The organism is Thioclava sp. JM3, assembly GCF_002213185.1.
GTDB lineage: Bacteria > Pseudomonadota > Alphaproteobacteria > Rhodobacterales > Rhodobacteraceae > Thioclava > Thioclava nitratireducens.
The window spans coordinates 66,202-92,332 of the sequence record NZ_NBOB01000001.1 but is presented as its reverse complement, the minus strand read 5'-3'; the positions used below and the strand labels follow the sequence as shown (position 1 = coordinate 92,332).

Here is a 26,131-nt window from a genome sequence, read left to right as displayed (position 1 = left end):
TGCGGGGCTTTTTCTTGGAATATCGACATTGCCGCAAGTTCCGGGTGGTGCGCGTCGCTGCCGCCCGCTAGATCGAAGCGATGAAACACGCACCCGCCCCTTTATCCCTCACCCCACTCGCCTGGGCGCTGCTCGCGGCGCTCGCGCTGATCTGGGGCTCGTCCTTCCTGTCGAACCGCGCGGCGCTGGAAGGTGCGGGAGTCTTTACCGTGGTCTTCCTGCGGGTCGCCTCGGGCGCGGTGCTGATCTGGGCCTATGTCGCGCTACGCCGCCTGCCGGTGCCGCGGCACCCGATCTCTCTCGGGCATTTCCTGATCATGGGGCTGTTGAACAACGCCATACCCTTCTCGCTCATCGTCTGGGGCCAGAAGCATATCGACAGCGGGTTGGCCTCGATCCTGAACGCCTCGACCGCGATCTTCGGGGCGCTGGTCGCGGCGGTGGTCTTCACCGACGAGCGGTTGAGCGCGCGCAAGGCCACTGGAATCGCGGTGGGCTTCGCGGGCGTCGTGGTGGCGATCGGGCCGGATGCGCTGAAGGGGTTCGATCTGACCTCGGCGGGCCAGCTCGCCGTGCTGGGAGCCGCGCTGAGCTATGGTTTCGCGGGCGCCTATGCGCGCTTTGCAATCAGAGGCTTACGGCCCGAAGTTGCAGCAGCCGGGATGCTCACCGGCGGCGCGACCTGGACGCTGCCGATCCTGCTTTTTACCGAAGGCGTGCCGAGCTTCGACTACGCGCCCTCGATCTGGATCGCGATGCTCTGGCTGGGTGTCGGCTGTTCGGCGCTGGCCTACCTGCTCTATTACCGCATTCTCGCGCTGGCGGGGGCAGCCAATCTCGCCCTCGTCACGCTCTTGATCCCGCCGGTCGCGATCCTCGCAGGCTGGGCGGTCTATGGCGAGCGTCTGGGCTGGGCGGAGGCCTTGGGCTTCGCGATCCTCGCGCTTGGCCTGATGATCCTCAACCGCCGCCCCAAAACCCCGTGACGTGCGCGCCTTGCCGGGCTACACCGGGGCGAAAGACCTATGGGGACACGATGATCTATTCCAATCGCGCCGAGTGGCTGGCCGCCAAATCGAGGAAGGTTGCCCTGTTCGGCATGTCCGGCCTCGGCAAGACCTGGGCTGCGAACCTGCTGCGCGACGAGGGCTGGTTCCACTACTCCGTCGATTACCGGATCGGCACGCGCTACATGGGCGAATATATCGCCGACAACTTCAAGCGCGAGGCGATGAAGAACCCGTTCCTGGCGGAGCTTCTGCTGTCGGACTCGGTCTATATCGCGTCGAACATCACGTTTGAGAACCTCGCGCCGCTGTCGACCTATCTCGGCAAGCCGGGCGATCCGACCAAGGGCGGGCTGCCCTTCGAGGAATACCTCGAACGCCAGCGCCAGCACCGCAAGGCCGAGATGGACGCGCTTCTCGACACCGCGCATTTCATCGACCGTGCGAAGCAGATTTACGGGATCGAGAATTTCCTGTGCGATTCCGGCGGCTCGATCTGCGAGGTGGTGGACCCCGACGACCCCGAGGATCCGATCCTAACCTCGCTGTCGCAGAACCTGCTGATGGTCTGGATCGAGGGCTCCGAAGCCCATACCGAGGAGCTGATCAAGCGCTTCTCGCGCGCGCCGAAGCCGATGTATTATCAGCCCGCGTTTCTGGCCGCGAAATGGGACGAGTATCGCGATCTGAAAGGTGTGGCCGAAACGGAGGTCGACCCCGACGACTTCGTGCGTTGGACCTATGCGCAAGCGCTGGCCCATCGTCAGCCGCGCTATGCGGCGATGGCGAGAAACTGGGGCGTGACGATCCGTGCCGAAGACCTCTACCTTGTCCGCGACGCAAAAGGCTTTACATCGCTGATCGCCGACGCGCTGCCCGCGTGAGCCGCGACACTTCACGCATCACTTTAACTTCACCCTGCAAGAGACTGAGAAACAATGCCGATCAAGCTGCCTGAAAACCTCCCCGCCTTCGACATCCTGTCGCGGGAAGGCGTGATGGTGATGTCGCCCGAGCGCGCATCGCGGCAGGAAATCCGTCCCATCCGGATCGGCCTTCTCAATCTCATGCCGAAGAAGATCCAGACCGAGAACCAGTTCGCACGACTGATCGGGGCGACGCCGCTGCAGATCGACTTCCAGCTGATCCGCATGAGCGAGCATCAGACGAAGAACACCGCCGCCGAGCATATGGAAGAGTTCTACCGTCCCTTCGAAGAGGTCGAGGCCACCGGCGAGAAGTTCGACGGGCTGATCATCACCGGTGCTCCGATCGAACATTTGCCTTTCGAGGAGGTGACCTACTGGGAAGAGCTCAAGCGGATTTTCGACTGGACGCAGACCCATGTCTTTTCGACCTTCGGCGTCTGCTGGGGCGGCATGGCGATGGCCCACTACTTCCACGGCGTGAACAAGCACATGCTCGATCACAAGGCCTTCGGCTGCTTCCGGCATCGCAATTGCGCGCCCGCCTCGCCTTACCTGCGCGGCTTCTCGGACGATCTGCTGATCCCGGTGAGCCGCTGGACCGAGATGCGGCGTGACGAGTTGGAAGCGGCGGGCATGATCACGCTGATCCATTCCGATGAAACCGGGCCCTGTCTGGTCGAAGATCGCGCTCATCGGGCGCTCTACATCTTCAACCATCTGGAATATGACAGCGGCACGCTGAAAGAAGAATACGATCGTGACGTCGCGGCGGGGAAACCGATCAACGTCCCCGCGAATTACTATCCTGAGAACGACCCGAGCCGGGTGCCGACGAACCGGTGGAAGAGCCACGCCCACCTGCTTTACGGCAACTGGATTAACGAGATTTATCAGGAAACTCCGTATGATCTGGCCGAGATTGGTAACTAGCCTCGTCCTCGTGCTGCTCATTCTGGGCGGCGCGACCTGGGGACTCGAGAGCTGGCGCGGCCGGATGGCGGAGCAGCGCTATCCGCCCAACGGCATATTCGTGGACGTTGGGAACCAGCGTGTGCATATGGTCATCAAGGGCGATCACGGCCCGGCGGTCGTGTTGATCCACGGCGCCTCGGGCTCGGCCCGCGATCTGACCTTCGATCTCGCACCGGAACTAGCGAAACGCTATCGCGTCTTCGTGCCCGACCGTCCAGGGTTCGGCTATTCCGATCCGCTGCCGGAGGGGCACGACACGATCGAGGATCAGGCCAAGCTGCTGCAGAAGGCGACGAAGATGGCGGGCGCGGAGAAACCGATCGTGCTCGGCCATTCCTATGGCGGGGCTGTCGCAATTGCCTGGGCGGTATATCTGCCCGGCACGCTCTCGGGTCTGGTGCCGGTCTCCGCTCCCTCGCATAGCTGGGACACCGGGCTGCCGCTTCTCTATCAGATCACGTCGCCGCCACTGGGTCAGGCGATCGCCGTCCCGTTGATTTCGGCCTGGACGCCACCCGCGATCATTCGCTCCGAGGTGGAAGGAGTCTTCGCGCCGCAGGAGATGCCGATCGGCTACATGCGCTGGTTCGGCCCCGGCATGACGCTGCGGGTCGAAACGATGCGGGTGAATGCGCGCCAGCGTGCCGAGCTGAAGCCCGAAATTCAGCAGATGATCCCCCATTATCCCGATCTCGACCTCCCGATCGTCTCTTTGCATGGCACGGCCGACACCATCGTGGGCGAGAAAATCCACGCGGTGCCCTTCACGAAGGAGGTGCCGGGGGCGGAACTGGTCTCCCTCGACGGGATCGGACACATGGTCCCGCATGTCGCGTTGCTCCAGACCGTCGCCGCGGTGGACCGTGTCGCGACGCGCGCTGGCTATGATATCCCGATGAAGGCGGCGGCGGAGTAACCGCCACTCAAGCAGTGCAGTCGCGTGAAAAGCGGTCACTCCTGCGGTTTTGCGCGCACGTCACACGCCCGGTATCGCCTGCCCGCCGCTGTGCGGCACCGCTTGCACCGTCCCGGCCCGCGCAGCATACTGCCGTGAAACGACAAAAGGCAGATCATGGCCAAGGACAAGAGCGACCCGCCGTTCGATATCCCCTTCGTGGGCGACATCACCCGCTACCTCGAGGAGGAAGCGCCGGATGTCGTGCGCGAGGCGATCGAGAAGGCGGGCAAGGATGACATGCTCTCGCCCTCCTACCCTTACGACGAGGAGATGAAGCGCAAGAAATACGACCGTCACATGGATGCGCTTCAGGTCGAACTGGTCAAGATGTTCTGGGACGCCAAGGAAACCGGCAAGCGGATCGCGGTGATCTTCGAAGGGCGCGACGCGGCGGGCAAAGGCGGCACGATCGGGCGGATGCGCCAGAACCTGAACCCGCGCTCGGCCTATGTCGTGGCGCTGCCGAAGCCCACCGAGACCGAAGCCACGCAATGGTATTTCCAGCGCTATGTCGACTGGCTTCCGGCCGCGGGCCAGATCGCGATGTTCGACCGCTCATGGTACAACCGGGGCGTGGTGGAACATGTCTTCGGCTTCTGCACGCCCGAGCAGCGCGAGCATTTCTTCTGCCAGTTGCCCGATTTCGAGAAGATGCTGGTCGATGACGGGATCATCCTCGTGAAGCTCTGGCTCAACGTGGATCGCGCCGAACAGCTGCGCCGCTTTCTCAAGCGCGAGAAGGATCCGCTCAAACAGTGGAAGCTGAGCTGGATCGACGTCGAAGGGCTCAAGCGCTGGGACGCTTATTCCGACGCGATCCAGGAGACGCTGGCGCGATCCGACAACGCGCATGCGCCCTGGACGGTAATCCGCTCGGACGACAAGAAACGCGCCCGGATTGCCGCGATCCAGACGGTGTTGAACGCGGTCGATTATGCGCATAAGGACCGCGACGCGATCGGCGAGATCGACGGTGAAATCTGCGGTGGCATCGACGTTCTGAATGTCTAAGCAAGGCTATCATCACGGCAACCTGCGTCAGGCGCTCGTAGCCTCCGCGCTGGAGCTGATCGAGGAGAAGGGCCCGACCGGCTTCACGCTCTCGGAAGCGGCGAAACGCGCAGGCGTGACCCCGGCTGCGGTCTATCGCCATTTCGAGGGGCGCGAGGACCTGATCGCGGAATGTGCGCGGCAGGGCTATCTGATCTTCGGCGACCTGCTGGATCACGCGTGGAACGGCGGCAAGCCTTCGGCGCTGGCGGCGTTCTCGGCGGTGGGGCGCGCCTATCTCGCCTTCGCGCGGAAATATCCCGGTCACTACATGGCGATGTTCGAAAGCGGCATATCGCCCAACCGCTCACCCGATCTTGCGGCGGTGGCGCGCAAATCCAGCGACGCGATGGAACGTGCGACGCGCGCCCTGATGGCGCATATGCCGCCGGAAAAGCGCCCGCCCGTCGCGATGGTCGCGGCGCATGTCTGGGCGATGAGCCACGGCGTCGTGGAGCTTTATTCCCGCGAGGGAAATCGCGCGCCCTATGCCCCCGAGGACCTTCTGGAAAGCGGCATCGGCGTCTATCTGCGCGGGCTGGGCCTGATCGCTCCGGATTGAGCCGCCTTGCCCGATCCCGCCGCGTCGCAGCATCATCCGGACAAAGAAAAACGGGCGGAGGTTTCCCCCCGCCCGTCGATATCAGACGATCCGTTCCAGATCAGAACTTGTAGGACGCGGTGAGGTTCAGCGTCGTGGTGTTCAGATCGTTGGTGGTGCCGTCGAAGTTGTTGCCCTTGCGGTAGTCGAGCTCGGTACCGACGGTCCACTTCGGGTTGATGGCATATTTCATGCCGACGCCAACCAGCGGAACGGTGTCGGAGTAGCTGGCGCCCGAATTGTCTTCAGCGTCGACGTAGGACGCACCGAGCGTGCCGTAGAACAGCATGTTGTTGTAGGGCGCACCGGCGATCATCTTGAGGTCGGTCATCGAGTTGACCTTCGCGCCGGTGGTGTTGTCGTCGATGTTCGCGGCGTTATAAGCCAGCTCGCCACCGAGGACATAGCCGCCGAAGTCGCGCAGGTAACCCGCGTGCAGACCGCCCACGACGCCGTCGCCATCGATCGACTGGTCAGCCTTGCCGTAGCCGAGTTGAGCACCGGCATAGAAGCCGTCCCAGCTGAACTGCGCGGGCGCGACTGCGACCGGGGCCGGGGTGACTTCCGGAGCCGGTGCCGGGGTGGTGTAGCCGCCCGCCATCGCGGCGGAGCCAGCGAGTGCCAGAATGCTCGACGTAACGATGATACGTTTCATGTTTCTCTCTCTCCTGTCTTGGGGGTTCATCCCCCGTTGAGACGTTTTGGATCAGATCCGTTGCCCGGACCTATGCTCATTCAATGCAACGTCAATCGGCTTGGTTCCGGCCATAGGCGGCAGGTTGCCGAAGCTGTCACAAGACGTGATCGGGGCGCCGGATGCTGCAGCCGCAAAATGCATTGGCAACACTGGACAAAGCGGCGGTTCCACTGGTTAATGAACACGCGTTCATTTCGAGGGAGTATCACATGGAGTTGAGCAAAATTCGCGCCATCATCACCGGCGGCGCTTCGGGGCTGGGGGCTGCGACCGCGCGGCACTTCGTTGAGTCGGGCGCGCAGGTGACGCTCTTCGACCGCGACCGGGCGGGCGGCGAGGCTTATGCGGCAGAGATCGGCGCGACCTTCGCCGAGGTCGACGTGACCTCCGAGGACAGCGTCGCCGCCGGGATCGCAGCCGCAGTAGACGCGATGGGCGGCATCGATGTGGCGGTCAATTGCGCCGGTATCGCCACCGGCGAGCGCGTGGTCGGCCGCGACGGGCCGCACCGGCTCGAGAGCTTCGCGCGCACGATCGACATCAACCTCGTGGGCAGCTTCAACGTCGCCCGCCTCGCCGCCGCCGAGATGGCCCGCAATCCCGGCCCCGAGCGTGGCGTGATCATCAACACTGCCTCCATCGCGGCTTTCGACGGCCAGAAGGGCCAGGCAGCCTATGCGGCGTCAAAAGGCGGAATCGTCGCGATGACCCTGCCCCTCGCCCGCGATCTGGCCAGCCAGGGCGTCCGTTGCTGCGCCATCGCGCCGGGAATTTTCGCCACGCCGATGATGAAGGGCCTGCCCCAGGAGGTGCAGGACAGCCTCGCGACCGAAGTCACCTTCCCGAAGCGGCTCGGTGATCCGTCGGAATACGCCAAACTTGCCGGTTTCATCGTCCAGAGCGGCTATCTGAACGGCGAAGTGATCCGCCTCGACGGGGCGCTCCGGATGCGTTGACCTCACGTTTATGACGGCTTTGCGAAGGATCTGAAAAAATCCTCGAAAAACGGGTTGCAAGGGCGCGCGAGGGCGGCTAAATCCCGCCCTACGAAACGACCCCTGATGCGGAGAGGTGGCAGAGTGGTCGAATGCGGCGGTCTCGAAAACCGTTGTCGGTGAGAGCCGACCCAGGGTTCGAATCCCTGTCTCTCCGCCACTTCCCCCGGCGAATGAATGTGGGGAAAATATCCAAGAAAATCAGCGCTTAGATAGTGTAGCTCGGCGCGTGGCCCGCCTCTTTCGGTGAATTTGCCATGCGAGTCGAGCGCTCGCCCTTTTCCCGGCTTCCGAATTTTGGCAAACAGCCGCCCCCCGCGGAAAGTCAAAGGCTCCCGGATCGAAGCCAGTCGCCGCGCCGGGAGCATTGTTCCCGGCGGCAGACGCGGCGCGTCGTGCTCGGACGAACGAAACCGATCCCTCCAAAACCGATTCTCACCGGCGTGTGACAAAACATTGCTCTCAGATGACGGTTTTGTGCACAAATTTTGTGCAGCCACCCCGAAAAATCCACCTCTGAGCTGTGAACCCGCTGGGGTTTCGCAATTTGCGCTTGCCGCCTGAGTCTCACGCTGCAAATTTGGTTCCACATCGGAACAACCCGAACGGCAATTGCGCCTCGCTTTGACACCGCTTTCCTGCGGCAAGTCAGCGGGGCGTTTTGCGTTTTGGATCAGGGGTGCTGCGGGAGCGGATATGAAGAAACGGATCGAACTTGGCCTGCTATATTCCCGCTCGGGGAGCTATTCTCTGATTTCAGAGGCTTGCCGGACCGGGGCGCTGAGCGCGATTGCAGAGATCAACGCGATGCCCGATTTCCCGCTCACCTTTGCTCCGGTCGAGCGCGACCCAGAGGGCAACATCGACGCCTACGGTCCGCTCTGCGAGGAAATTCTGCGAGACAGCGATGCCCGCCACGTGATCGGCTGCGTCACGTCGTGGAGCCGCAAGGAAGTGATCCCGACGCTGGAGAAAGCGGGCGGTACGCTCTGGTACGCGGTGCCCTACGAAGGGTTCGAAGCCTCCGATCATGTCGTCTACACCCATGCCTGCCCGAACCAGCACCTGCTGCCAATGCTCGGCTGGGCCTTCGCCCGGCTGGGACGGCGGGGCTTTCTGACCGGCTCGAATTACATCTGGGGCTGGGAGATGAACCGGCTCGCCCGAGACGTGATCTCGACCGCTAGCGGCGAGGTTCTGGGCGAACGTTACCTGCCGCTCGGCTCGCTTGATGTCGACCGGATGATTGCTGAAATTCGCGCGACCCGGCCCGATTTCATTCTCAATAACCTGATCGGCCCGTCGCAATACGCCTTCCTCGAAGCCTATCACAGGCTCGGTCAGGAGGACGCCCATTTCCGGCCCGAGACCTGCCCGATCCTCTCGTGCAATCTGACCGAATGCGAATTGCCCGCGATCCATCCGGGCGCGGCCGAGGGGCTCGTGGCCGCCGGGCCGTATTTCCGCGGCGCGACCGGCTGGCCGCAGGCGCAGCGCAACTTCGGCTCCTCGCATGAAGCGGCCGCGTGGTCCTCGGTCTATCGTCTCGCGCTTCTGCTCTCGGGGCACGAAGACGCCCCGGACCAGAGCCTCGCACAACTCTTGCACGATGCGCCGCAGGGTACCGAGGGCATCGACGCCTCGACCCACCATACCGCCCTGCCCGTCCTGATCGCGCAGGTCGAGAACGGCGCTTTCACCGTTCGCGAGCGGTTCGAAGCCGTCGCGGGCGACCCCTATCTCGCACGGGGTCGCAACGCGGTCTCGCCCGGCGCGCCCCGACTGAAGGTGGTGTCATGAAGCGCAAGATCCGCATCCCCGATCTCGGTGGCGCCCGCGCCTATATCCTGCATCGCCCGCACGCGACCGTGCAGGCGCTCGAACGACAGTTGCGCGCGATCGGACTGACGGTCGTGCATTGCTGGCCCGAACTTCCGGCGGAAGCGCTGTCGGGCGATTTCGTCTTCTTCGACGCGGATCAGGGCTATGACGAGCAATTCCCGTGGAAGCCGGGGCAAAGCCCGATGCCGATGATCGCGCTGATCGGGACCGAAGCGCCGGGCCGGATCGAATGGTCGCTGGAAGCCGGTGCCCATGCGCAGCTCCTCAAACCGGTGGGCGATGGCGGGGTCTATTCAGCACTGCTGATCGCGCGGCTCGGTTTCGAGGCGCGGGCGCAGCTTTCGGCGGAGATCGCGGATCTGCGTCGCCGCCTCGACGAGCGCCAGACGGTGGTGCGGGCGGTCACTCTGCTGGCCGCGCGGGGAAAGAGTGAGGCGGAGGCCTATGACCAGCTCCGCCAGATGGCGATGGCCTGGCGCGTGAGTTTTGAGGATGCCGCGCGCCGCATCGTCGCCAACCATGACGAACAAAGGAAGACCGATGACCGACGCGACCTTGGCTGAGGGACCGGCCCGACCGCAAAGCGCCTTGCGCCGCCTGATGCGCCGCAAGCTCGCCCTTCTGGGCTTTGCGATCATCGCGATCGTAACGCTTGGCGCGATCTTCGCGCCGTGGATCGCGCCATTCGAGCCGCAGGACCAGATGTTCGACGGGCTGACGCTGGAAGGCGCCCCCATGCCGCCGGGCGAAAAGTTCTGGCTCGGCACCGACCTTCTCGGCCGCGACCTGTTCTCGCGCATCCTTTACGGCGCGCGGACCTCGCTGATCATCGGCGTCGTCGCGAACGGCCTTGCGCTGATTATCGGCACGCTGATCGGCGTAACGGCAGGCTATTTCCGCGGCTGGATCGGTGCGGTGCTGATGCGCTTCACCGACCTGATGATGGCCTTCCCGGCGCTGCTGCTGGCGATCTGCCTCGCCGCTATCTTCACGCCGTCGCTGTGGATCGTCGCGATGGTGATCGCGCTGGTAAACTGGGTGCAGACGGCGCGCGTGGTCTTCACCGAGACCTCCGCGCTGGCCGAGCGTGAATTCGTCGCCGCCGAGCGGACCCTCGGCGCGGGCACAGTGCGCATCCTGTTCCGCCACATCCTGCCGCATCTGGTGCCGATGATCATCGTCTGGGGCACGCTGGGGATTTCGACCACGGTGCTGCTGGAGGCGACGCTGAGCTATCTCGGCGTGGGGGTTCAGCCGCCGACGCCGAGCTGGGGCAACATCATCTTCGAGAACCAGACCTATTTCCAGGCGGCCCCTTGGCTCGTCTTCATCCCGGGCGCCGCGATCCTGCTGCTGGCGCTGTCGTTCAACCTCGTGGGCGACGCATTGCGCGACGTGCTCGACCCGACGCAGAGAGGGCGTGACTGATGCTGGCCTATCTGATCCGACGCCTGATCCAGGCTGCCCTGATCCTTCTCGGCGTCTCCTTCATCACATTCTTCCTGCTCTTCGTGCTGCCGGCCGACCCGGTGCGTCAGATCGCGGGCCGCTCGGCCACGCCCGAGACGGTTGCCAATATCCGCCACCAGCTGGGCCTCGATCAGCCCTTCATCGTGCAATACTGGCGCTACCTGACCGGGTTGTTCCAGGGCGATATGGGCCGCAGCTACCTGCAGAAGACCGAGGTCGCGACGCTGGTCGCCGCGCGCCTGCCCGCGACGCTCCTGCTGATGCTGGGCGCGATCGTCGCCGAACTGATCATGGGGCTCACGCTGGGCATCGTCGCTGCGATCCGCCGCGGCGGCGCGCTCGACCAGTCGCTGATGATCACTTCGTTCGTCGCGGTCTCGGCGCCGCAATTCGTGGTCGGCCTGCTTCTGCTCTATGTCTTCGCGGTCAAGCTGAGCTGGTTCCCGATCGGTGGCTACGGCAGCTTCTCGAACCTCGTGCTGCCGGCGCTGACCCTCGGGATCATGGGCTCGGGCTGGTACAGCCGGATGATGCGCTCCTCGATGATCGACGTGCTGCGCTCGGACTATATCCGTACCGCCCGCGCCAAGGGGCTGCGGCGCTTCCGGGTGCTGGCGCTGCACGCGATGCCGAACGCCATCCTGCCGATCATCGCGATGATCGGGATCGATATCGGCATCTTCATGTCCGGCATCGTCGTCGTGGAAAGCGTCTTTGGCTGGCCCGGCATCGGGCAGCTCGCCTGGCAGGCGATCCAGCGCGTCGACATCCCGATCATCATGGGCGTCACGCTCGTATCCGCCTGCGCGATCGTGCTGGGCAACCTGCTGGCCGACCTGATCACACCTTTCATCGATCCGCGCATCAAGCTGCGCTGATCGCAACCAGAGCCCCGGAGGAACCGGGCCCCTCGACTAACGTCCAACGGAGAAAGAGAGAAAAATGAGCTTGATGAGAAAGATGCTCGTGACGAGCACCCTCGCGGTGTCGCTGGGCTTCGGCAGCTTTGCCGCGGCGGCGGACTACACCCCCGACCCGAACGCCAAGGAAGGCGGCGATATCGTCATCACCTACAAGGATGACGTGGCCACGCTGGACCCGGCGATCGGTTATGATTGGCAGAACTGGTCGATGATCAAATCGATCTTCGACGGGCTGATGGATTACGTTCCCGGCACCACCGAGCTGCGCCCCGGCCTCGCCGAGAGCTACGAGATCTCGGATGACGGCACGGTCTTCACCTTCCACCTGCGCAAGGGCGTAAAGTTCCACAACGGTCGCGAAATGACCGCCGAAGACGTGAAATACTCGCTCGACCGCGTGACCACGCCCGCGACCCAGTCGCCCGGCGCAGGCTTCTTCGGCTCGATCAAGGGCTATGACGCGATGGCGGACGGCTCGGCCACGAGCCTCGAAGGCGTGACCGTCGTCGATCCCTACACCGTCAAGATCGAGCTGTCGCGCGCCGACGCGACCTTCCTGCACGTGATGGCGCTGAACTTCGCCTCGGTCGTGCCGAAGGAAGCGGTCGACGAATACGGCACCGATTTCGGCAAGCATCCCGTCGGCACCGGCGCGTTCAAGCTCGCCGACTGGACGATCGGCCAGCAGCTCGTGTTCCAGAAGAACGCCGATTACTGGCGCGAGGGCATCCCCTATCTCGACACCATCACCTTCGAGGTCGGCCAGGAGCCGATCGTGGCCCTGCTGCGCCTGCAGAAGGGTGAGGTGGACGTGCCCGGCGATGGCATCCCGCCGGCGAAGTTCAACGAGGTGATGAACAATCCCGACGAGGCCAAGCGCGTCGTCATGGGCGGCCAGCTGCATACCGGCTACATCACGCTGAACACCCAGATGGCGCCCTTCGACAAGGTCGAGGTGCGTCGGGCGATGAACATGGCGATCAACAAGGATCGCATCGTGCAGATGATCAACGGTCGCGCCACGCCCGCGAACCAGCCGCTGCCGCCGTCGATGCCGGGCTACACCAAGGATTACGAGGGCTATCCCTTCGATCAGGAAAAGGCCAAGCAGATGCTCGCGGATGCGGGCTATCCCGACGGCTTCGAGACCGAGCTCTACGTGATGAACACCGATCCGAACCCGCGTATCGCCCAGGCGATCCAGCAGGACCTGTCGCAGATCGGCGTGAAGGTCGACATCAAGGCGCTGGCGCAGGCCAACGTGATCGAAGCGGGCGGCACGCCGAAAACCGCGCCGATGATCTGGTCGGGCGGCATGGCGTGGATCGCCGATTTCCCCGATCCGTCCAACTTCTACGGGCCGATCCTGGGTTGCGCGGGTGCGGTCGAGGGCGGCTGGAACTGGTCGTGGTACTGCAACAAGGAACTCGACGCGATGGCGACCGAGGCGGACTCGATCACCGACCCGGCCAAGCAGGACGAACGCCTGCAGAAATGGTCCGACGTTTACATGAAGGTCATGGAAGACGCGCCGTGGGTGCCGGTGTTCAACGAGAACCGCTACACCATGAAGTCGAGCCGTATGGGCGGCGAAGATGCGCTCTATGTCGACCCGGTCTCGATCCCCGTGAACTACGACTACGTGTACGTGACGGAGTAAGCGCGCATGTGCAAAGCCTGTGACTATACGATCCACGGCGCACAGCACCATTTCGGCTGGGACAACTCGCTTGTCCCGGCCGAGACGGTGGCCCCGGGATCGACCATCGAATTCCATTGCCACGACAGCTCGGCCGGACAGCTCGGACCGTCCTCGACCGTGGAAGACGTCAAGACGCTCGATTTCGGCAAGATCAACCCGGTCTCCGGCCCGATATATGTCGAAGGCGCGAAGCCCGGTGACGTGCTAAAGGTCACCATCGACAGCTTCACCCCGCGCGAGCAGGAAGGCTCCGCCTGGGGTTGGACCGCCAACATTCCGGGCTTCGGCCTGCTGGCGGATCAGTTCGAGGATCCGGCGCTGACGATCTGGAAATACGACGCTGGCTCGCCCGACAAGGCGCTTTGGGGCAGCGAAGGCAAGGTGGGTCTCAAACCGTTTTGCGGCACGATCGGCGTCGCCCCGGCAGAAGCCGGCCCGCATTCCATCGTCCCGCCGCGCCGCGTGGGCGGGAATCTCGACATTCGCGATCTGGCGGCGGGCACCACGCTCTACCTGCCGGTCGAGGTCGAGGGCGCGCTGTTCTCCGTGGGCGACACCCATGCCGCCCAAGGCGATGGCGAGGTCTGCGGCACCGCGATCGAAAGCCCGATGAACTGCGTGCTCAGCTTCGACCTGATCAAGAACGAGACGCTGAAATTCCCGCGCTTCACCACGCCGGGGCCGGTCACGCGCCACCTCGACACGGCGGGCTACGAGGTCACGACGGGCATCGGCCCGGACCTGATGTCGGGCGCGCGCGATGCGGTCTCGGGCATGATCGACCTTCTGTGCGCACAGCGCGGCATGTCGGCGGTCGACGCCTATATGCTGGTTTCGACCTGTGGCGATCTGCGCATCTCCGAGATCGTCGATATGCCCAACTGGGTCGTCAGCTTCTACTTCCCGAGAAACGTGTTCGAATGATCGAAATGCAACAAACGAAAGCCGGGGCCGTCATGGCCCCGGAGCCCGCCCAGCCGGTGCTCGCCGTCGAAGGGCTCACGATCTCGGTGCGCTCGGAGGGGCGCGAGCGCGCGTTGGTCAGCGATCTGAGCTTCACGCTCGCACGCGGCGAGACCATCGCCATCGCGGGCGAGAGCGGGTCGGGCAAGTCGCTGACCTCTCTGGCCATCATGGGTCTGTTGCCGCCCCCTGCCCTTCGGGTCAGTTCCGGCGCCATCCGCTTCCATGACGAAGACCTGACGCGCCTGCCCGAGGGCCGGATGCGCGCCATTCGCGGCAACCGCATCGCGATGATCTTCCAGGAGCCGATGACCTCGCTCAACCCGGTGCTGACGATCGGCTTGCAACTCTCCGAAGCGATCCGCGCGCATGAGCCGGTCTCGAAGCCAGAGGCTCGGACCCGTGCGCTTGAGGCGCTGCGGCGTGTGCGCATCTCCGAACCCGAGCGTCGCATGACGCAATATCCGCACGAGCTGTCCGGCGGCATGCGGCAGCGCGTGATGATCGCGATGGCGCTGGCGCTGCGCCCCGACGTGCTGATCGCCGATGAGCCCACGACCGCGCTCGACGTGACGGTGCAGCGCGAGGTGCTCGACCTGCTGCGCGATCTGCAGGACGAGATGGGCACGGCGATCATCCTGATCACCCACGACATGGGCGTCGTCGCCGAGATGGCCGAGCGGGTCATCGTCATGAAGCAGGGTCAGGCGGTCGAGACCGGCCCTGTCTCGCAGATTTTCACCGCCCCGCGCGAGGCCTATACGCAGGACCTGCTGGCCGCGGTACCGCGCATGGGCGACGGCAGCGGCGCTGCGGGCGCGTCGCCGGATGCCAAACCCGTGGCGCGGTTGCGCGACGTGAAGGTGCATTTCGACATACGCGGCGGTATCCTGTCGCAGGTCACGCACCGGGTGCACGCGGTCGAAGGTGTGAGCTTCGACATCATGGAGGGCGAGACCTTCTCGCTGGTGGGTGAAAGCGGCTGCGGCAAATCCACCATCGCGAAGGCGCTGACCGGCCTCGTGCCGCATCAGGGCCGCATCGAGGTCGCAGGCCACACGATGGGCAGTTTGAGCGGCGCGAAGATGAAGGAGATGCGCCGCGACGTGCAGATCGTTTTTCAGGACCCGATGGCCGCGCTAGATCCGCGGATGCGGGTGGGCGATCTGGTAGCCGAGCCGCTGGTGATCCATGGCATCGGTACGCCCGAGGAGCAACGCGAGAAGGTCGCGGCGCTGTTCGAACGCGTCGGCCTCACCCGCGATCAGCTCGACCGCTATCCGCACGAGTTCTCGGGCGGCCAGCGCCAGCGAATCTGCATCGCCCGCGCGCTGGCGCTGCAGCCCAAACTGATCGTGGCGGATGAAAGCGTCTCGGCGCTGGATGTGTCGGTGCAGGCACGGGTGCTGGACCTGCTCGAGGCGCTGAAGCGCGAGTTCGGCATCGCGTACCTGTTCATCAGCCATGACATGGCCGTGGTCGAGAACATATCGGACCGGATCGCGGTGATGTATATGGGGCAAATCGTGGAGATGGGCACGCGGGCGCAGATCTTCGGCGCACCGCAGCACCCCTACACGAAGCGCCTGATGGCCGCCGTGCCGATCCCCGACCCCGACAAGGTGCGCGAACCCATTCCGCGCCTCTCCGGCGAGGTTCCCAGCCCGGTCTACAAGCTGGGCACCGGCCCGCAGCGACTCACGCTGCGCGACGTTGGCGACGGACACCTGGTGGCGGATGGTGATCTCCCCGCGATGCCCTCCGACACCGCGGCCGAATAAGCGCGAACAGCCAACAGATAAACGAAGACACCGCGGCGCTGTTCGGCGCCGCGGTGTTCTATTTGGCAGATCGGTGGCGTTCGTTCCCGAAGCGGCTTTACGTCTCGACGCCGATCCGTTCGTGGCGAAGCGTCGCCTCCGTAGCTTTCGCATGGCTGGCGATCTCTTCCATCGGTGCGAACCAGACGTCGCCCGTCGCCACGGCGCGTTCCAGCAGCCGTTCCATCTCGCGCCAGCGCGCCAACCGGCCCGTCAGGAACGGGTGGAGCACCGGCATCCAGAACCCGCCCGCCTCGTGCATCGCGTCGAACTCCTCGGCGAAGGCGCGGATGCCATCGGAGGGCGCACGGATCGGCATCAGGTAGTCGATCTCGCCGAAATGCGCGAAGGGCGGCCAGTCATCGGTGCCCCAATGCGGCGGCATCTCGATCAGGCTGCCTTTCGGGGTTTCGACGCGGTAGGGCAACTCGTCGGCCATCATCGAGCTGTCATAGAGAAACCCGTGCTCGATCAACCGGTTCAGCATCGCGGGCGTGAAGGAATAGACCGGCGCGCGATAGCCGCGCGGCTTGCGGCCCGTCATCGAGACATGAACCTCCAGCGCGCGCTCGAACAGCTCCGCCTCGCGTTCGTCGGAATGTTCCATCGGGTCTTCGTGCATCCACGAATGGTGCCCGATTTCGTGCCCTGCCTTCAGGATCGCCTCGACCGTCGCGGGATAATTCTGCATCACCCAGGCGGGCATGAAGAAGGTCTGCGTGAGGCCCAGACGGCGATAGGTCTCGAGGATGCGCGGCACCGCGACCGTCGGCCCGTAGCGACCCATCGAAATCGGCTGCAGGCGCAGCTCGGCATCGTCAGGACGGGCGGTGCGGATCAACGAATCCGCGTCGATATCGAAGGTCACGCAGGCGGCGCAGCGCTTGCCCTCGGGCCAGGTGATCGGGTTGAGAAACATGTCACTCTCCGCTCAGGAAGGATCGGCGGACACCGGGAGCGTCACCGAGAACAGCGCCACGATATCGTTGCGCAGCCAGGTCTCGATATCGTCCCGGCGCGCGGCGTCGGTGGAAATGAACTGGATGAAACGGGCGTTCTGCAGCTGGAACAGCGCGCGGCCCAGATGGAGCGGGTTGAGATCGGCACTGAGCCGGCCGTCCCGCTGCATCGCCTCGATCCGGCGCACCAGCACCGAGGCAAGCTGTTCGTCGAGCTTGAAATAGGCCTTGGACAGCTGCGTGCCCGCCTCGATCGTGACCGCAGCGATGACCTGACGCCAGATTTCCTTCTCCAGCGTCTGCATCGCGTGTTCCATGATCTCATGCGCGAAGGCGAGCGTCAGCTCGACGAGATCGGCCTCTTTCCCGGGCAACCTGGCGTCGAGCCGTTCCAAGAGCTGCTTGTCGCTCTCGATGACCAGCGCGAGCAGCACCCCCGCCTTGGTTCCGTAGTAGTTGTGGACAGTCACCCCCGAGACGCCCGCGGCAACCGCGATCGCCTCGATCGTCGTCTTGTCATAGCCCTTTTCGCGAAAAAGCTCTTTGGCCGATGTCACGATGCGGTTGCGACGGTCTTGTTTTTGTTGGGCGCGCAGGTTGCTCACAAGGTCCTCCTAGGGTTGCGAACAGTTGTCTGCGATGGCTCGTTTTTGGTCAAGACAAAATTTTTATTGCATAAAAGTTTTTATCTCATAAAGTTTTCTTCACAAGATCAAGAATCCATACCAACAGCGAGGTCCGCTTATGCGCTCCGTTCTCAAAATCGCCGCCGCCTCCGCGGTCGCCCTCTCCGCGGGCAGCCTCTCCGCTGCCGCCGCTGAAACCGTCAATGTCGGGGTCTGCGTCTCCTGGCCGGGCTATGCCATGCTCGAAGTCGCCAAGGAGCAGAAACTGATCCCCGATTACGATCTCAACATCACGATCTTCGAAGATCCGCTGGGCGGGCATGCCGCCCTCGCCGCGGGTCAGATCGACGTCTATGGTTGCACCGCCGATTACACGCCGCTGGTCGTGGATCGCGGCACCGACGTGGTGAACGTGGCTCAGCTCAACCCCTCCTACGGGGTCGATCACGTCATCCTCGCACCGGACACCGAGCCCGCCGACCTGCCGGGCAAGAAGGTCGCGGCCCCGCAGGCCTATATCGGCCAGCTGCTGATGGGGATCTGGCTCGATTCCGAGGGCATCACTCCCGATCAGGTGGAATGGGTGAACCTCAACGCCGATGAAGCCGTCGGTCCGATGATGTCGGGCGACCTGTCCGCCGCCTACATGTACGAGCCGTGGATTTCCAAGGTGCTCGAGGCGAAACCGGGCGCGCGCTCCATCGTCGACACCTCCGATCCGGAAATGCTCAAGACCGGGATCTTCATGGACGCGCTCTACATGAACAAGAAGTTCATCGCCGATAACCGCGAGGCGGCGCTGGCGGTACTGAAGGCGCGCTGGGATGGTCTGGCCTACTGGAACCAGCATACCGAAGAGGCCAACAAGATGATCGCCTCCTTCCTGCAATGGCCCGCCGAGGATGTCGGCTACGTTATCGGCACCAACGGCAAGTCCTTCGAGGGCGGCATCTACATGATGGATTTCGACGAGTCTGCCCGGCTCTGCGGCGTGCTCGACGGCGAAGGCCCGCTTGGCATGGCCAACGGCTCGATGGTCGACTCGATCGCGATGACCAATGACTGGTGGATCAAACTCGGCCTGATGGAAAACAAGGTCGATGCGTCGAAGGGCGTCGACTGCTCGCTGATGGGCGATCTGGTCAAGTCCGGCTACCGCCAGAGCCTGACCGCACACTAAGACACGCGGGAAGCGCCACGTCCCGGCGCTTCCCTTCCCCCAAGCCGGAGCATCTGCCTTGAGCGCCCGACCCACTCCCTTTCTCCAGCTGCGCAAGCCCGTGAACCGCCGTCAGAAGCTGCTTTCCGCGCTCGCCGTCTGGGTGCTGTTCTTCGGCATCTGGATCGTCGCCTCGGCCAGCGGTCTGGTGAACCCGCTTCTCGTCCCAGCCCCGCATCAGGTCTTCGCGACCACCTTCGATCTGTTCTTCAGTCGCGGGTTCAGCAGCGATGTCCTGATCTCCATCAGCCGCGTGCTGATCGCCTTCGCGCTGGCCAGCGCCGTGGCGGTGCCGCTGGGCGTGATGATGGGCTCCTTCCCCGCGATCGAGGCGTTCTTCGCCCCCTTCGTTTCCGCCTGGCGCTATCTGCCCGCGCCGTCCTTCATCCCGATCCTGCTAATGTGGTTCGGCACCGGCGAGGCCCCTAAACTGGCGCTGCTGTTCCTCGGGGTGATCTTCTTCCTGATCACGCTGATCATGGATCACACCAAGAACGTCCGCGAGGAACTCGTCGAGACTGCCCTCACGCTAGGCGCACCGCGCCGCAAGGTCGTGGCCCGCGTGATCTTCCCCGCCGTTCTGCCCGATATCGTGACCGCGATGCGCCAGATGCTGGCGATGACCTGGACCTATCTGGTGATCGCCGAGATCGTCGCCTCCACCACCGGCATCGGCGCGATGATGATGCGCGCGCGACGTTTCCTGAAGACCGATGAAATCCTGTCGGGGATCATCGTGATCGGGGTGCTGGGCCTGCTGTTCGACCTCGCCTTCTCCGCCCTGCATCGCTGGGCCTTCCCTTATCTGAGAAAGAGCTGAGCATGGCTGCCGAAACCGCATTGGAAATCCGCGAAATCACGAAGGAATTCGAGCTGTCGGGCGGGCGCAAGCTGGTCGCCGTCGAGGGCGCGGGCTTCACCGTCGAACGCAACTCCATCTGCGTCCTTCTCGGCCCGTCGGGCTGCGGGAAATCGACGATCCTGCGCATGATCGCGGGGCTCGAGACCCCGAGCGGCGGCGAGATCGTCATCGGCGGCCGTCGCGTAGAGGGACCGGGCCGCGACCGGGGCATGGTCTTTCAGGCCTATACCTCCTTCGACTGGCTGACGGTGCGCAAGAATGTCGAGTTCGGGATGCAGATCAACGGCGTCCCGGCCGCCGAGCGCCGCGAACGCGCGGAGCGCTTCATCAATCTCGTAGGCCTCGGGAAATTCGCCGAAGCCTACCCGTCGCAACTCTCGGGCGGGATGCGTCAGCGCGTCGCCATCGCGCGCACGCTCGCCAATGACCCCGAGGTCTTGCTGATGGACGAGCCGTTCGGCGCACTCGATGCCGAGACCCGTTGGCTGATGCAGGAGCTGATGATCGACGTCGCTGAGAAGACCAACACGACGATGGTGATCGTCACCCACGATCTGGAGGAGGCGATTTTCCTCGCCGACAAGATCGTCTTTCTCTCGAGCCATCCGGGCCGGGTGAAAGAGGTGATCGTGCCCGAATTCAAGCAGGGCGCGCGGATCGCCGACAAGGAAAAGGCCGTGAAACTGGAAGGCTACTCCGACCTGGAGGGGCATCTGATGCGGCTGATGAGAGAGGAAGGACGCGGCAAGGAATGAGTGTGACATTCGACTTCACCGGAAAGACCGTTCTGGTCACAGGCGCATCGAGCGGGATCGGCTATGGCATCGCCGAAGGGTTTGCCCGCGCCGGCGCCGACCTGATCATCCTGTCAGAGACCGACGCGATCTATGAGGCCGCCGAGAGCCTGCCCGGCAAGGTCCGCGCGATCCGCTGCGACATCGCCGAGGCGGAGATGGTGACCGAGGCGCTGGCCGATATCGAACGCGTCGATGTGCTGGTGAACAATGCAGGGCTCGAGCGCCCCACACCGCTCACCGGCGACAATCCCACGGGCAACGCGATGTTCGAGCGGATCGTGGCGATCAACGTAACCGGCACGCAGAACGTGACCGACGCGCTGATCTCGCGCATTCCCGAGGGCGGGCGCATCGTGATCACCGCCTCGATCTGGGCGCGCACCGCCGTACCGGGCTTCTCGGCCTACGTCGCCAGCAAACACGCCCTTCTGGGGCTGACCCGGACATGGGCGCAGGAGCTGGGCCCCCGCGGCATCCGCGTCAACGCGATCTGCCCCGGCTGGGTGAAAACCGGGCCGGCGGCCAATTCGCTGCGGGAACTGGCGGAGTCCAGCGGGCGCAGCGAGGCCGAGGTCGAGGCCGAGATCATGGCCGCGCAAGCCATAGACGGGCTGATGGTGCCCGCCGACATGGCCGATCCGTATATGTTCCTCGCGTCCGAGGCTGGCGCGAATATCACCGGTCAGGCGCTCAACGTCGACCGCGGCGAGGTCATGTCATGAGCCTCGACGGTAAAGTCGCACTGGTCACCGGCGGCTCGCGCGGGATCGGGCGCGCCATCTCGCTGGCGCTGGCTGCACAAGGCGCGAAAGTCGCGTTCTGCCATCCCGACGATGCGCAGGCGCGCGAAACGCTCGCCGAACTTCAAAAGCTGACCGAGGCGGAATCCCTGCCCGCCGACGTCTCCGACGAGGCGCAGGTCGAGGGGATGTTCGACGCCGTCAAGTCGCAGTTCGGGCGGATCGACATCCTCGTGAACAACGCGGGAATCCTGCGCGAAAGCCCGATTGCCGAGACGAAGATCGACGAATTCGACCGCGTGATCGCGGTGAACCTGCGCGGCACATTCCTCGCCGCCCGTGCCTTCGTGCGCAGGGCCGAGGAAGGCCGGATCATCAATATCGCGAGCGATCTGGGTTTTCTCGGGCGCGAGGAAATGTCCGCCTATACCGCCTCTAAGGGCGGGATCATCGCGCTCACCCGGACACTCGCGCGCGAACTGGCACCGAAAATCCTTGTCAACGCCATCGCGCCGGGCTCGATCGAGACCGACATGACGAGCCCCGCCTCGATGAGCCCCGAACAGCTGGCAATCGACATGGCGACGCCCCTCGCCCGGTTCGGCCAGCCCGAGGATATCGCCGCGATGGCCTGCTATCTCGCGGGCCCGCAGAGCAATTTCATCACCGGTCAATGCTTCGGCGTGAACGGTGGCAGCGTCATGACCTGACAGGAGCGACCCCATGTCCAGCGATCCCTTTTTCCACCCCGTTTCCGGCTTCGATCTGCCCCGCTTCGCGGGCGTGCCGACCTTCATGCGCCTCCCGCATGTGCCGCTCGACGATCCGCGCCTGAGCGACGTGCAGATCGGTCTGATCGGCAGTCCGTGGGACTCCGGCACCACCAACCGTCCCGGCCCGCGCCACGGCCCGCGCCAGTTGCGCGATCTCTCGACGATGATCCGGGCGCAGAACGGCGCGACCGGCGTGCGCCCCTTCGAGATGGTCAACTGCGCCGATCTCGGCGATGTCGCCCCGAACCCCGCCGACATTCAGGACGCGATGGACCGGATCACCCGGTTTTTCGAGACGGTCCGCGAGCATGGAATCCGCCCGCTCACCGCAGGCGGCGACCACCTCAATTCGCTGCCGATCCTGCGCGCGTTGGGCAAGCCCGAGCCGCTCGGCATGGTACATTTCGACAGCCATACCGACCTGTTCCACAGCTATTTCGGCGGCACCATGTACACGCACGGCACGCCCTTCCGCCGTGCAATCGAAGAAGGGCTGCTCGACCCGAAACGCGTGGTGCAGATCGGTATTCGCGGCTCCACCTATGATAGCGAAGATCGCGATTTTGCCGACAGCGTAGGCGTGCGCGTGATCCCGATCGAGGAGTTCCACGCCCGCGGCGTCGAGGATGTGATGACCGAGGCGCGTGAGATCGTCGGTTCCAAGCCCACCTATCTCTCCTACGATATCGACTTCATCGACCCGGCTTTCGCGCCCGGAACGGGCACGCCAGAAGTGGGAGGCCCGAATTCCTATCAGGCGTTGCAGGTGATCCGTCTGCTCGACGGGGTGGATATCGTAGGCGCCGATCTCGTCGAGGTCTCCCCGCCCTTCGACCCTTCCGGCGCTACCGCCTTCCTCGGCGTCTCGGTGATGTTCGAGATCCTGTGCCAGATGGCCGTGACCATGACGCGCGGGTAACCGCGACCGCCCCATCCTGCCCTGTCCCGGCATTTCGCAGGCCGCCCTTCACATTCCGGAGGACGGTCTGCGATGATCGCGGGACCGGCTCAACCCACCCAGCGCATCGCGTTCGCGCGGGTGCGATAAACCGGGGTCATATTGTTGGCGAGGCTCGCAGCGAGGTCGAGATCGGCGCTCAGCAAACTGGCGACCTCCTGCAGCGCGAGGCCGAGATACCGCGCGATCTCCTGTGGAGAGAGGCCGAGATCGCGCAACGCCGAGACCTCCAAAGTGCGGTCCGGTCCCGTTTTCCGGAGCCGCACTCCGGTCGGGCCGACCGTGTCGTCCGGTCTGGCGCGCGTGCCCGGCAGCGGCCACGGAACGGTCTCCGGCGCGAGGCCATCGTCCCGCGACCTTCGCGGCTGCGGCAGAAGGTCAGAACTGTCCTCGGGGGTGATCCAACGAAACATCCGCACACTCCTTCGAGCTTGGCTATGACGCCTCCCAGCTACAACCAATCCGGCCAGCCGCGCCATTGACCGCCGTCAATGCGAAACCCGCAAACCCTCTCGGACGGTCTGTCTGGGCGGGGTTTCGCCCATTTCTCGCAGAGGTTTGCGACAGGCGCGAGACAGGGTCACAGTTGCGCGAAAAAAATTTGGTCAAAGCGCCGGAGAGTTTGGCCGGCCCTGCCTCTGGGCGCGTCAAACGTGACGAAAGGCCATCGTCCGACGCGCGATGTCGATGTTTTCACATCGGAAATCACACGACAACGATGACCCTTCGATCGATGGAGCTCTCCGTGTCGGGGCGGACCGGCCACCGGGCCGCAGCGCGCAGCGTATCCGTATGGCGATCTCCGTATCGACTCCTCGCATCGATTTCGGAAGTCTGCGCGCGATCCGCGCGACCTGCATTGACCAGCGACAATCGCGCGGCAGGTGCCTTCATTCCTGCAAGGTGGCGACATGCTCCGCGATCGCCAGCACCCGGCCCCGGATCACCGCCTCGGTTCCGAAACGCCCGACCAACGGCTCCAGCTCGTTGCGGAACAGCGCGCCGAAGACCGGCATCGGCCCGCCATGCCCGCGCACTTCCGTCCGCCCGTCGAGGATCTGGATAACCTTGAGCAGCGGGAACGTCCCGTCGTTGGCCGCAGACAACCCGGTCAGCGCGGGAATGTCCTGAATGAAGGCCTCTGCGAGCGGGCCGTCACCCTGCCCCTTCATGCCGTGACAGGCGGCACAATTGTCCGCATAAAGCTGCGCGCCCATCTCGTCGGACGTCATGGCGTCCTGAGCCGCGAGCGGTCCCGCCGCGCCGATCAAGACGAGAGCGAGCAGGAAAGGTCGAACCTGAGTCATTTGATATCCTCCCATATCGGTGGCCCAGCTTTCCCGCGGCGCGGTGCCGCGGCATTGTCCGCCGTCAATTCGGAGGCGCTGGCGGGGCGCGCCTGGTCCTACGCGCAGATAGCCGAGCCCCGCACCGGCGCCCTCGCTACGCCGCGATTGACGCCCGATAATGGCGCCTGCTCCGCGCTGGGGCATCATTTGGCATTCGCGGAAGGCTCGGTGTGACCTCGCTCGGTCGCCCCGGTCGAAGAGCATTTCGCGAATCCCGTCGGCCACCATGCGCCCCTCCCCGAGGCGTGGCCGGCGGGACCGAATTCATCGGCGTGGCGGTCTCTCTCCGCCGGCTTCTATCCCCTATGCTACGCGCAACAATATTGCGCACAACGCCACTCAAATTGCACAAATTAACATTTCTCTACAATTCACCGCCTGACAGAAGCCCTCCGACACGGCAAGATTCCTCTCGTCACGCAGGTGACCGTTGCCCGCGAACTGCCACCGACCGGGCGACCCAAGGGGGAGGGAAACATGTCAAGTATTCAGCCGATACGGCCGCAATTCGACGCGAAATGCGACGACTGCACGGCGCGCCAGACAGGGCTCTGCAGCGCTTTCGATCGTGACGCGCTACTCGATTTCGCCCGGCGCAGCTACCGCGAAACCTATCGCCAAGGGGCCGAGATCGCGGCACAGGGCGAAGCGGCGGACCGGATCGGGATCGTCGCATCCGGGCTCGTGAAACTCGTCGTTCTGACCGAAGGCGGCGACGAACACGTTCTGCAGATTCTGCGCACGGGCCACCTGATCGGCGACCCCGAACGCGAGGTGAACGGGTTCTCGAGCGAGGCCGCCACCGAGACCACCATCTGCTGGATGCCGCGCCAGACCTGGCACGGTTTTCTGCAGTCACATCCGCAAATCTTCCGGGGCTTCCTGTCGGCGCTGAACCGCCAATTCGAAGAATTGCAGATGAGCGTGGTGAAGATGCGCGGGCGCAGTACGGTGCAGCGGCTCGCGCTCTGGCTCGTGGAGCAGTTGCCCGGCGCGACCGAGGGCAGCACACCGCAAATCCGCATCGTGCTGACCCGGCGCGATCTGGCCTCGCTGCTGGACATGACAGTGGAGACCCTGTGCCGCGCGCTGCACCAGATCGAGGAGCGCGGCGCAATCCGCCTGCTTGCGCCCGATCACCTCGCCGTCACCGATCTCGGGCGGTTGCGGCGACTTGCCAAGTTCCAGAACGAGCGGATCGGCGCGGCCCTTGCAGAACCCGCTCCCGCGCCGCGCCTGTCGGACTTCGACCGAGGGGCGATGGGCGGGAAAGCCGCGGCCATGCGTAGCGGCGCGGGACAAGCGCCCAAAGGCTCGCTGGCTGCCGCGTTTCCCGGGACGCGGCGCTAGGCAACCGCCCCGGGCCAAGGCAGGTTTCGCCACGCGCGCATTGATCTCCATCAATGCACGCGCCTGCCCCTGCGGCAAAGCTCGGGGAGCCGACATCAACTCCGGAGGAGGCTCCGATGCCCAGCTCGACCGACGCAACCGCGTACACCAATGCGGGCTACGCCGAACTGCTGAAACGCCTGCTTCCACCCGACGGACCGGACCCTGCGCTGCTTGGCCCCTTCGTCGCGATGCAGATGCAGGCGGCGGATCGGACGTTGCAGTTCAACCAGGAATGGCTGCGCTTCACCACCGATCGGATCACCTGTGACCGCGCCCTGCTCGCCAATCTCGCCAATCCCGGCGATCCGGCGGCCATCGCCGCCGCGTGGTCGGAATTCGTCTCGGGCGCGATCGACGACTATTCCGCGCTCTATCGCCGCCTCTGGGGACAGGTCGCCGAGGAAATGACGGCGGCTGTGTTCGACACGCAAAAACAGGCGCAGGAACTTTTCGTGACCTCACTGCGGGTCGCGGGCTCCGGAGAGAAGCGTCACGCGACGCCCGTATGAGAGCCCGCGGCAGCGGTT

General features: G+C 64.4%; 27 protein-coding genes and 1 tRNA gene. 23 read left to right on the top strand and 5 right to left on the bottom strand.

All coding sequences use genetic code 11. The features are described 5' to 3' along the window. Window positions 1-80: 80 nt before the first annotated feature. The 6 genes from B6V73_RS00535 (at window position 81) to B6V73_RS00510 (ending at window position 5,478) form a co-directional block, all read left to right on the top strand. Window positions 81-986 (top strand): DMT family transporter, encoded by a 906-nt coding sequence (locus B6V73_RS00535; RefSeq protein ID WP_088724249.1) that lies wholly within the window; start codon window positions 81-83, stop codon window positions 984-986. A gap of 50 nt (window positions 987-1,036) precedes the next feature. Then, window positions 1,037-1,891, top strand: a complete 855-nt coding sequence (locus tag B6V73_RS00530; protein WP_075776543.1) for an ATPase — start codon at window positions 1,037-1,039, stop codon at window positions 1,889-1,891. A gap of 54 nt (window positions 1,892-1,945) precedes the next feature. After that, window positions 1,946-2,866 carry a homoserine O-succinyltransferase gene (metA, locus tag B6V73_RS00525; RefSeq protein WP_075776544.1) on the top strand — a complete coding sequence of 307 codons (921 nt, stop codon included), beginning with the start codon at window positions 1,946-1,948 and terminating at the stop codon, window positions 2,864-2,866. Next, window positions 2,841-3,824, top strand: coding sequence for an alpha/beta hydrolase (locus B6V73_RS00520; RefSeq protein ID WP_088724248.1), 984 nt, complete (start codon window positions 2,841-2,843; stop codon window positions 3,822-3,824). Before metA ends, B6V73_RS00520 begins: the two co-directional genes overlap by 26 nt. A 156-nt stretch (window positions 3,825-3,980) precedes the next feature. Continuing rightward, the gene (ppk2, locus tag B6V73_RS00515; protein ID WP_088722702.1) at window positions 3,981-4,877 is read left to right on the top strand and encodes a polyphosphate kinase 2; all 897 of its coding nucleotides are present in this window, start codon (window positions 3,981-3,983) and stop codon (window positions 4,875-4,877) included. Then, a complete protein-coding gene (locus B6V73_RS00510; RefSeq protein WP_075776547.1) occupies window positions 4,870-5,478 on the top strand; it encodes a TetR/AcrR family transcriptional regulator in 609 nt (202 codons plus the stop codon). Before ppk2 ends, B6V73_RS00510 begins: the two co-directional genes overlap by 8 nt. Before the next feature lie 100 nt (window positions 5,479-5,578). On the opposite strand, the gene B6V73_RS00505 is transcribed toward B6V73_RS00510, so the two are convergent. Continuing rightward, window positions 5,579-6,172: an outer membrane beta-barrel protein gene (locus tag B6V73_RS00505; RefSeq protein WP_158275150.1), complete on the bottom strand. Its 594-nt coding sequence runs from the start codon at window positions 6,170-6,172 to the stop codon at window positions 5,579-5,581. Window positions 6,173-6,423: 251 nt separating this feature from the next. On the opposite strand from B6V73_RS00505, the gene B6V73_RS00500 reads away from it, so the two are divergent. From B6V73_RS00500 to B6V73_RS00460, 9 genes are all read left to right on the top strand, one after another. Next, window positions 6,424-7,170, top strand: a complete 747-nt coding sequence (locus B6V73_RS00500; RefSeq protein WP_088724247.1) for an SDR family NAD(P)-dependent oxidoreductase — start codon at window positions 6,424-6,426, stop codon at window positions 7,168-7,170. 109 nt (window positions 7,171-7,279) lie between these two features. Then, window positions 7,280-7,369: transfer RNA gene (locus tag B6V73_RS00495), tRNA-Ser, on the top strand. A 536-nt stretch (window positions 7,370-7,905) separates the two neighbouring features. Continuing rightward, window positions 7,906-9,009, top strand: coding sequence for a transporter substrate-binding protein (locus tag B6V73_RS00490; protein WP_088718709.1), 1,104 nt, complete (start codon window positions 7,906-7,908; stop codon window positions 9,007-9,009). Then, window positions 9,006-9,614, top strand: coding sequence for an ANTAR domain-containing protein (locus B6V73_RS00485; RefSeq protein WP_075776566.1), 609 nt, complete (start codon window positions 9,006-9,008; stop codon window positions 9,612-9,614). The genes B6V73_RS00490 and B6V73_RS00485 overlap by 4 nt, the downstream gene beginning before the upstream one ends. Further along, window positions 9,592-10,479, top strand: coding sequence for an ABC transporter permease (locus B6V73_RS00480; protein ID WP_075776567.1), 888 nt, complete (start codon window positions 9,592-9,594; stop codon window positions 10,477-10,479). The genes B6V73_RS00485 and B6V73_RS00480 overlap by 23 nt, the downstream gene beginning before the upstream one ends. After that, window positions 10,479-11,399, top strand: a complete 921-nt coding sequence (locus B6V73_RS00475) for an ABC transporter permease (protein WP_075776568.1) — start codon at window positions 10,479-10,481, stop codon at window positions 11,397-11,399. The genes B6V73_RS00480 and B6V73_RS00475 overlap by 1 nt, the downstream gene beginning before the upstream one ends. Window positions 11,400-11,472: 73 nt before the next feature. After that, window positions 11,473-13,104 (top strand): ABC transporter substrate-binding protein, encoded by a 1,632-nt coding sequence (locus tag B6V73_RS00470; RefSeq protein ID WP_075776625.1) that lies wholly within the window; start codon window positions 11,473-11,475, stop codon window positions 13,102-13,104. Window positions 13,105-13,110: 6 nt separating this feature from the next. Beyond that, a complete protein-coding gene (locus B6V73_RS00465) occupies window positions 13,111-14,070 on the top strand; it encodes an acetamidase/formamidase family protein (RefSeq protein WP_088724246.1) in 960 nt (319 codons plus the stop codon). A 5-nt stretch (window positions 14,071-14,075) separates the two neighbouring features. Continuing rightward, window positions 14,076-15,890 carry an ABC transporter ATP-binding protein gene (locus B6V73_RS00460; protein ID WP_075776626.1) on the top strand — a complete coding sequence of 605 codons (1,815 nt, stop codon included), beginning with the start codon at window positions 14,076-14,078 and terminating at the stop codon, window positions 15,888-15,890. A 97-nt stretch (window positions 15,891-15,987) separates the two neighbouring features. Here B6V73_RS00460 and B6V73_RS00455 read toward each other — a convergent pair whose 3' ends face one another. After that, complete coding sequence (locus B6V73_RS00455; RefSeq protein WP_075776570.1) at window positions 15,988-16,848, bottom strand: polysaccharide deacetylase; 861 nt, start codon at window positions 16,846-16,848, stop codon at window positions 15,988-15,990. A gap of 12 nt (window positions 16,849-16,860) precedes the next feature. Further along, window positions 16,861-17,493 (bottom strand): TetR/AcrR family transcriptional regulator, encoded by a 633-nt coding sequence (locus B6V73_RS00450; RefSeq protein WP_075776571.1) that lies wholly within the window; start codon window positions 17,491-17,493, stop codon window positions 16,861-16,863. Between the two features lie 139 nt (window positions 17,494-17,632). On the opposite strand from B6V73_RS00450, the gene B6V73_RS00445 reads away from it, so the two are divergent. From B6V73_RS00445 to speB, 6 genes are read left to right on the top strand one after another with little or no spacing between them, the layout of a single operon-like run. Then, window positions 17,633-18,694, top strand: coding sequence for an ABC transporter substrate-binding protein (locus tag B6V73_RS00445; protein WP_088724245.1), 1,062 nt, complete (start codon window positions 17,633-17,635; stop codon window positions 18,692-18,694). 58 nt (window positions 18,695-18,752) lie between these two features. Further along, window positions 18,753-19,553: an ABC transporter permease gene (locus B6V73_RS00440; RefSeq protein ID WP_077701206.1), complete on the top strand. Its 801-nt coding sequence runs from the start codon at window positions 18,753-18,755 to the stop codon at window positions 19,551-19,553. A 2-nt stretch (window positions 19,554-19,555) separates the two neighbouring features. Next, complete coding sequence (locus B6V73_RS00435; RefSeq protein WP_075776572.1) at window positions 19,556-20,350, top strand: ABC transporter ATP-binding protein; 795 nt, start codon at window positions 19,556-19,558, stop codon at window positions 20,348-20,350. Then, the gene (locus B6V73_RS00430; RefSeq protein WP_199224695.1) at window positions 20,347-21,114 is read left to right on the top strand and encodes an SDR family oxidoreductase; all 768 of its coding nucleotides are present in this window, start codon (window positions 20,347-20,349) and stop codon (window positions 21,112-21,114) included. Before B6V73_RS00435 ends, B6V73_RS00430 begins: the two co-directional genes overlap by 4 nt. After that, window positions 21,111-21,842: a 3-oxoacyl-ACP reductase family protein gene (locus B6V73_RS00425; protein WP_088724244.1), complete on the top strand. Its 732-nt coding sequence runs from the start codon at window positions 21,111-21,113 to the stop codon at window positions 21,840-21,842. The genes B6V73_RS00430 and B6V73_RS00425 overlap by 4 nt, the downstream gene beginning before the upstream one ends. 13 nt (window positions 21,843-21,855) lie before the next feature. Further along, a complete protein-coding gene (gene speB / locus B6V73_RS00420; protein ID WP_088724243.1) occupies window positions 21,856-22,824 on the top strand; it encodes an agmatinase in 969 nt (322 codons plus the stop codon). An 89-nt stretch (window positions 22,825-22,913) separates the two neighbouring features. Here the strand turns inward: speB and B6V73_RS00415 are convergent, their stop codons facing one another. Further along, window positions 22,914-23,276 (bottom strand): hypothetical protein, encoded by a 363-nt coding sequence (locus B6V73_RS00415; RefSeq protein WP_088724242.1) that lies wholly within the window; start codon window positions 23,274-23,276, stop codon window positions 22,914-22,916. 477 nt (window positions 23,277-23,753) lie between these two features. Further along, window positions 23,754-24,170, bottom strand: a complete 417-nt coding sequence (locus tag B6V73_RS00410) for a cytochrome c (RefSeq protein ID WP_075776577.1) — start codon at window positions 24,168-24,170, stop codon at window positions 23,754-23,756. A gap of 519 nt (window positions 24,171-24,689) precedes the next feature. Here B6V73_RS00410 and B6V73_RS00405 point away from each other — a divergent pair. Together B6V73_RS00405 and B6V73_RS00400 are read left to right on the top strand one after the other, a co-directional pair. Continuing rightward, on the top strand, window positions 24,690-25,562 hold the full coding sequence (locus tag B6V73_RS00405; RefSeq protein WP_088718713.1) for a Crp/Fnr family transcriptional regulator: 873 nt from the start codon (window positions 24,690-24,692) through the stop codon (window positions 25,560-25,562). A 116-nt stretch (window positions 25,563-25,678) separates the two neighbouring features. Further along, window positions 25,679-26,113 (top strand): hypothetical protein, encoded by a 435-nt coding sequence (locus tag B6V73_RS00400; RefSeq protein ID WP_075776579.1) that lies wholly within the window; start codon window positions 25,679-25,681, stop codon window positions 26,111-26,113. Window positions 26,114-26,131 lie beyond the last annotated feature (18 nt).

What these genes read in the sequence shown, in the direction of transcription:
- B6V73_RS00455 (WP_075776570.1), bottom strand. Translation starts at nt 16,848, where the DNA reads ATGTTTCTCAACCCGATCACCTGGCCCGAGGGCAAGCGCTGCGCCGCC.
- B6V73_RS00460 (WP_075776626.1), top strand. Translation starts at nt 14,076, where the DNA reads ATGCAACAAACGAAAGCCGGGGCCGTCATGGCCCCGGAGCCCGCCCAG.
- B6V73_RS00430 (WP_199224695.1), top strand. Translation starts at nt 20,347, where the DNA reads ATGAGTGTGACATTCGACTTCACCGGAAAGACCGTTCTGGTCACAGGC.
- B6V73_RS00475 (WP_075776568.1), top strand. Translation starts at nt 10,479, where the DNA reads ATGCTGGCCTATCTGATCCGACGCCTGATCCAGGCTGCCCTGATCCTT.
- speB (WP_088724243.1), top strand. Translation starts at nt 21,856, where the DNA reads ATGTCCAGCGATCCCTTTTTCCACCCCGTTTCCGGCTTCGATCTGCCC.
- B6V73_RS00480 (WP_075776567.1), top strand. Translation starts at nt 9,592, where the DNA reads ATGACCGACGCGACCTTGGCTGAGGGACCGGCCCGACCGCAAAGCGCC.
- B6V73_RS00520 (WP_088724248.1), top strand. Translation starts at nt 2,841, where the DNA reads ATGATCTGGCCGAGATTGGTAACTAGCCTCGTCCTCGTGCTGCTCATT.
- B6V73_RS00530 (WP_075776543.1), top strand. Translation starts at nt 1,037, where the DNA reads ATGATCTATTCCAATCGCGCCGAGTGGCTGGCCGCCAAATCGAGGAAG.
- B6V73_RS00425 (WP_088724244.1), top strand. Translation starts at nt 21,111, where the DNA reads ATGAGCCTCGACGGTAAAGTCGCACTGGTCACCGGCGGCTCGCGCGGG.
- B6V73_RS00535 (WP_088724249.1), top strand. Translation starts at nt 81, where the DNA reads ATGAAACACGCACCCGCCCCTTTATCCCTCACCCCACTCGCCTGGGCG.
- B6V73_RS00435 (WP_075776572.1), top strand. Translation starts at nt 19,556, where the DNA reads ATGGCTGCCGAAACCGCATTGGAAATCCGCGAAATCACGAAGGAATTC.
- B6V73_RS00415 (WP_088724242.1), bottom strand. Translation starts at nt 23,276, where the DNA reads ATGTTTCGTTGGATCACCCCCGAGGACAGTTCTGACCTTCTGCCGCAG.
- ppk2 (WP_088722702.1), top strand. Translation starts at nt 3,981, where the DNA reads ATGGCCAAGGACAAGAGCGACCCGCCGTTCGATATCCCCTTCGTGGGC.
- B6V73_RS00400 (WP_075776579.1), top strand. Translation starts at nt 25,679, where the DNA reads ATGCCCAGCTCGACCGACGCAACCGCGTACACCAATGCGGGCTACGCC.
- B6V73_RS00410 (WP_075776577.1), bottom strand. Translation starts at nt 24,170, where the DNA reads ATGACTCAGGTTCGACCTTTCCTGCTCGCTCTCGTCTTGATCGGCGCG.
- B6V73_RS00470 (WP_075776625.1), top strand. Translation starts at nt 11,473, where the DNA reads ATGAGAAAGATGCTCGTGACGAGCACCCTCGCGGTGTCGCTGGGCTTC.
- B6V73_RS00405 (WP_088718713.1), top strand. Translation starts at nt 24,690, where the DNA reads ATGTCAAGTATTCAGCCGATACGGCCGCAATTCGACGCGAAATGCGAC.
- metA (WP_075776544.1), top strand. Translation starts at nt 1,946, where the DNA reads ATGCCGATCAAGCTGCCTGAAAACCTCCCCGCCTTCGACATCCTGTCG.
- B6V73_RS00485 (WP_075776566.1), top strand. Translation starts at nt 9,006, where the DNA reads ATGAAGCGCAAGATCCGCATCCCCGATCTCGGTGGCGCCCGCGCCTAT.
- B6V73_RS00465 (WP_088724246.1), top strand. Translation starts at nt 13,111, where the DNA reads ATGTGCAAAGCCTGTGACTATACGATCCACGGCGCACAGCACCATTTC.
- B6V73_RS00445 (WP_088724245.1), top strand. Translation starts at nt 17,633, where the DNA reads ATGCGCTCCGTTCTCAAAATCGCCGCCGCCTCCGCGGTCGCCCTCTCC.
- B6V73_RS00500 (WP_088724247.1), top strand. Translation starts at nt 6,424, where the DNA reads ATGGAGTTGAGCAAAATTCGCGCCATCATCACCGGCGGCGCTTCGGGG.
- B6V73_RS00490 (WP_088718709.1), top strand. Translation starts at nt 7,906, where the DNA reads ATGAAGAAACGGATCGAACTTGGCCTGCTATATTCCCGCTCGGGGAGC.
- B6V73_RS00510 (WP_075776547.1), top strand. Translation starts at nt 4,870, where the DNA reads ATGTCTAAGCAAGGCTATCATCACGGCAACCTGCGTCAGGCGCTCGTA.
- B6V73_RS00505 (WP_158275150.1), bottom strand. Translation starts at nt 6,172, where the DNA reads ATGAAACGTATCATCGTTACGTCGAGCATTCTGGCACTCGCTGGCTCC.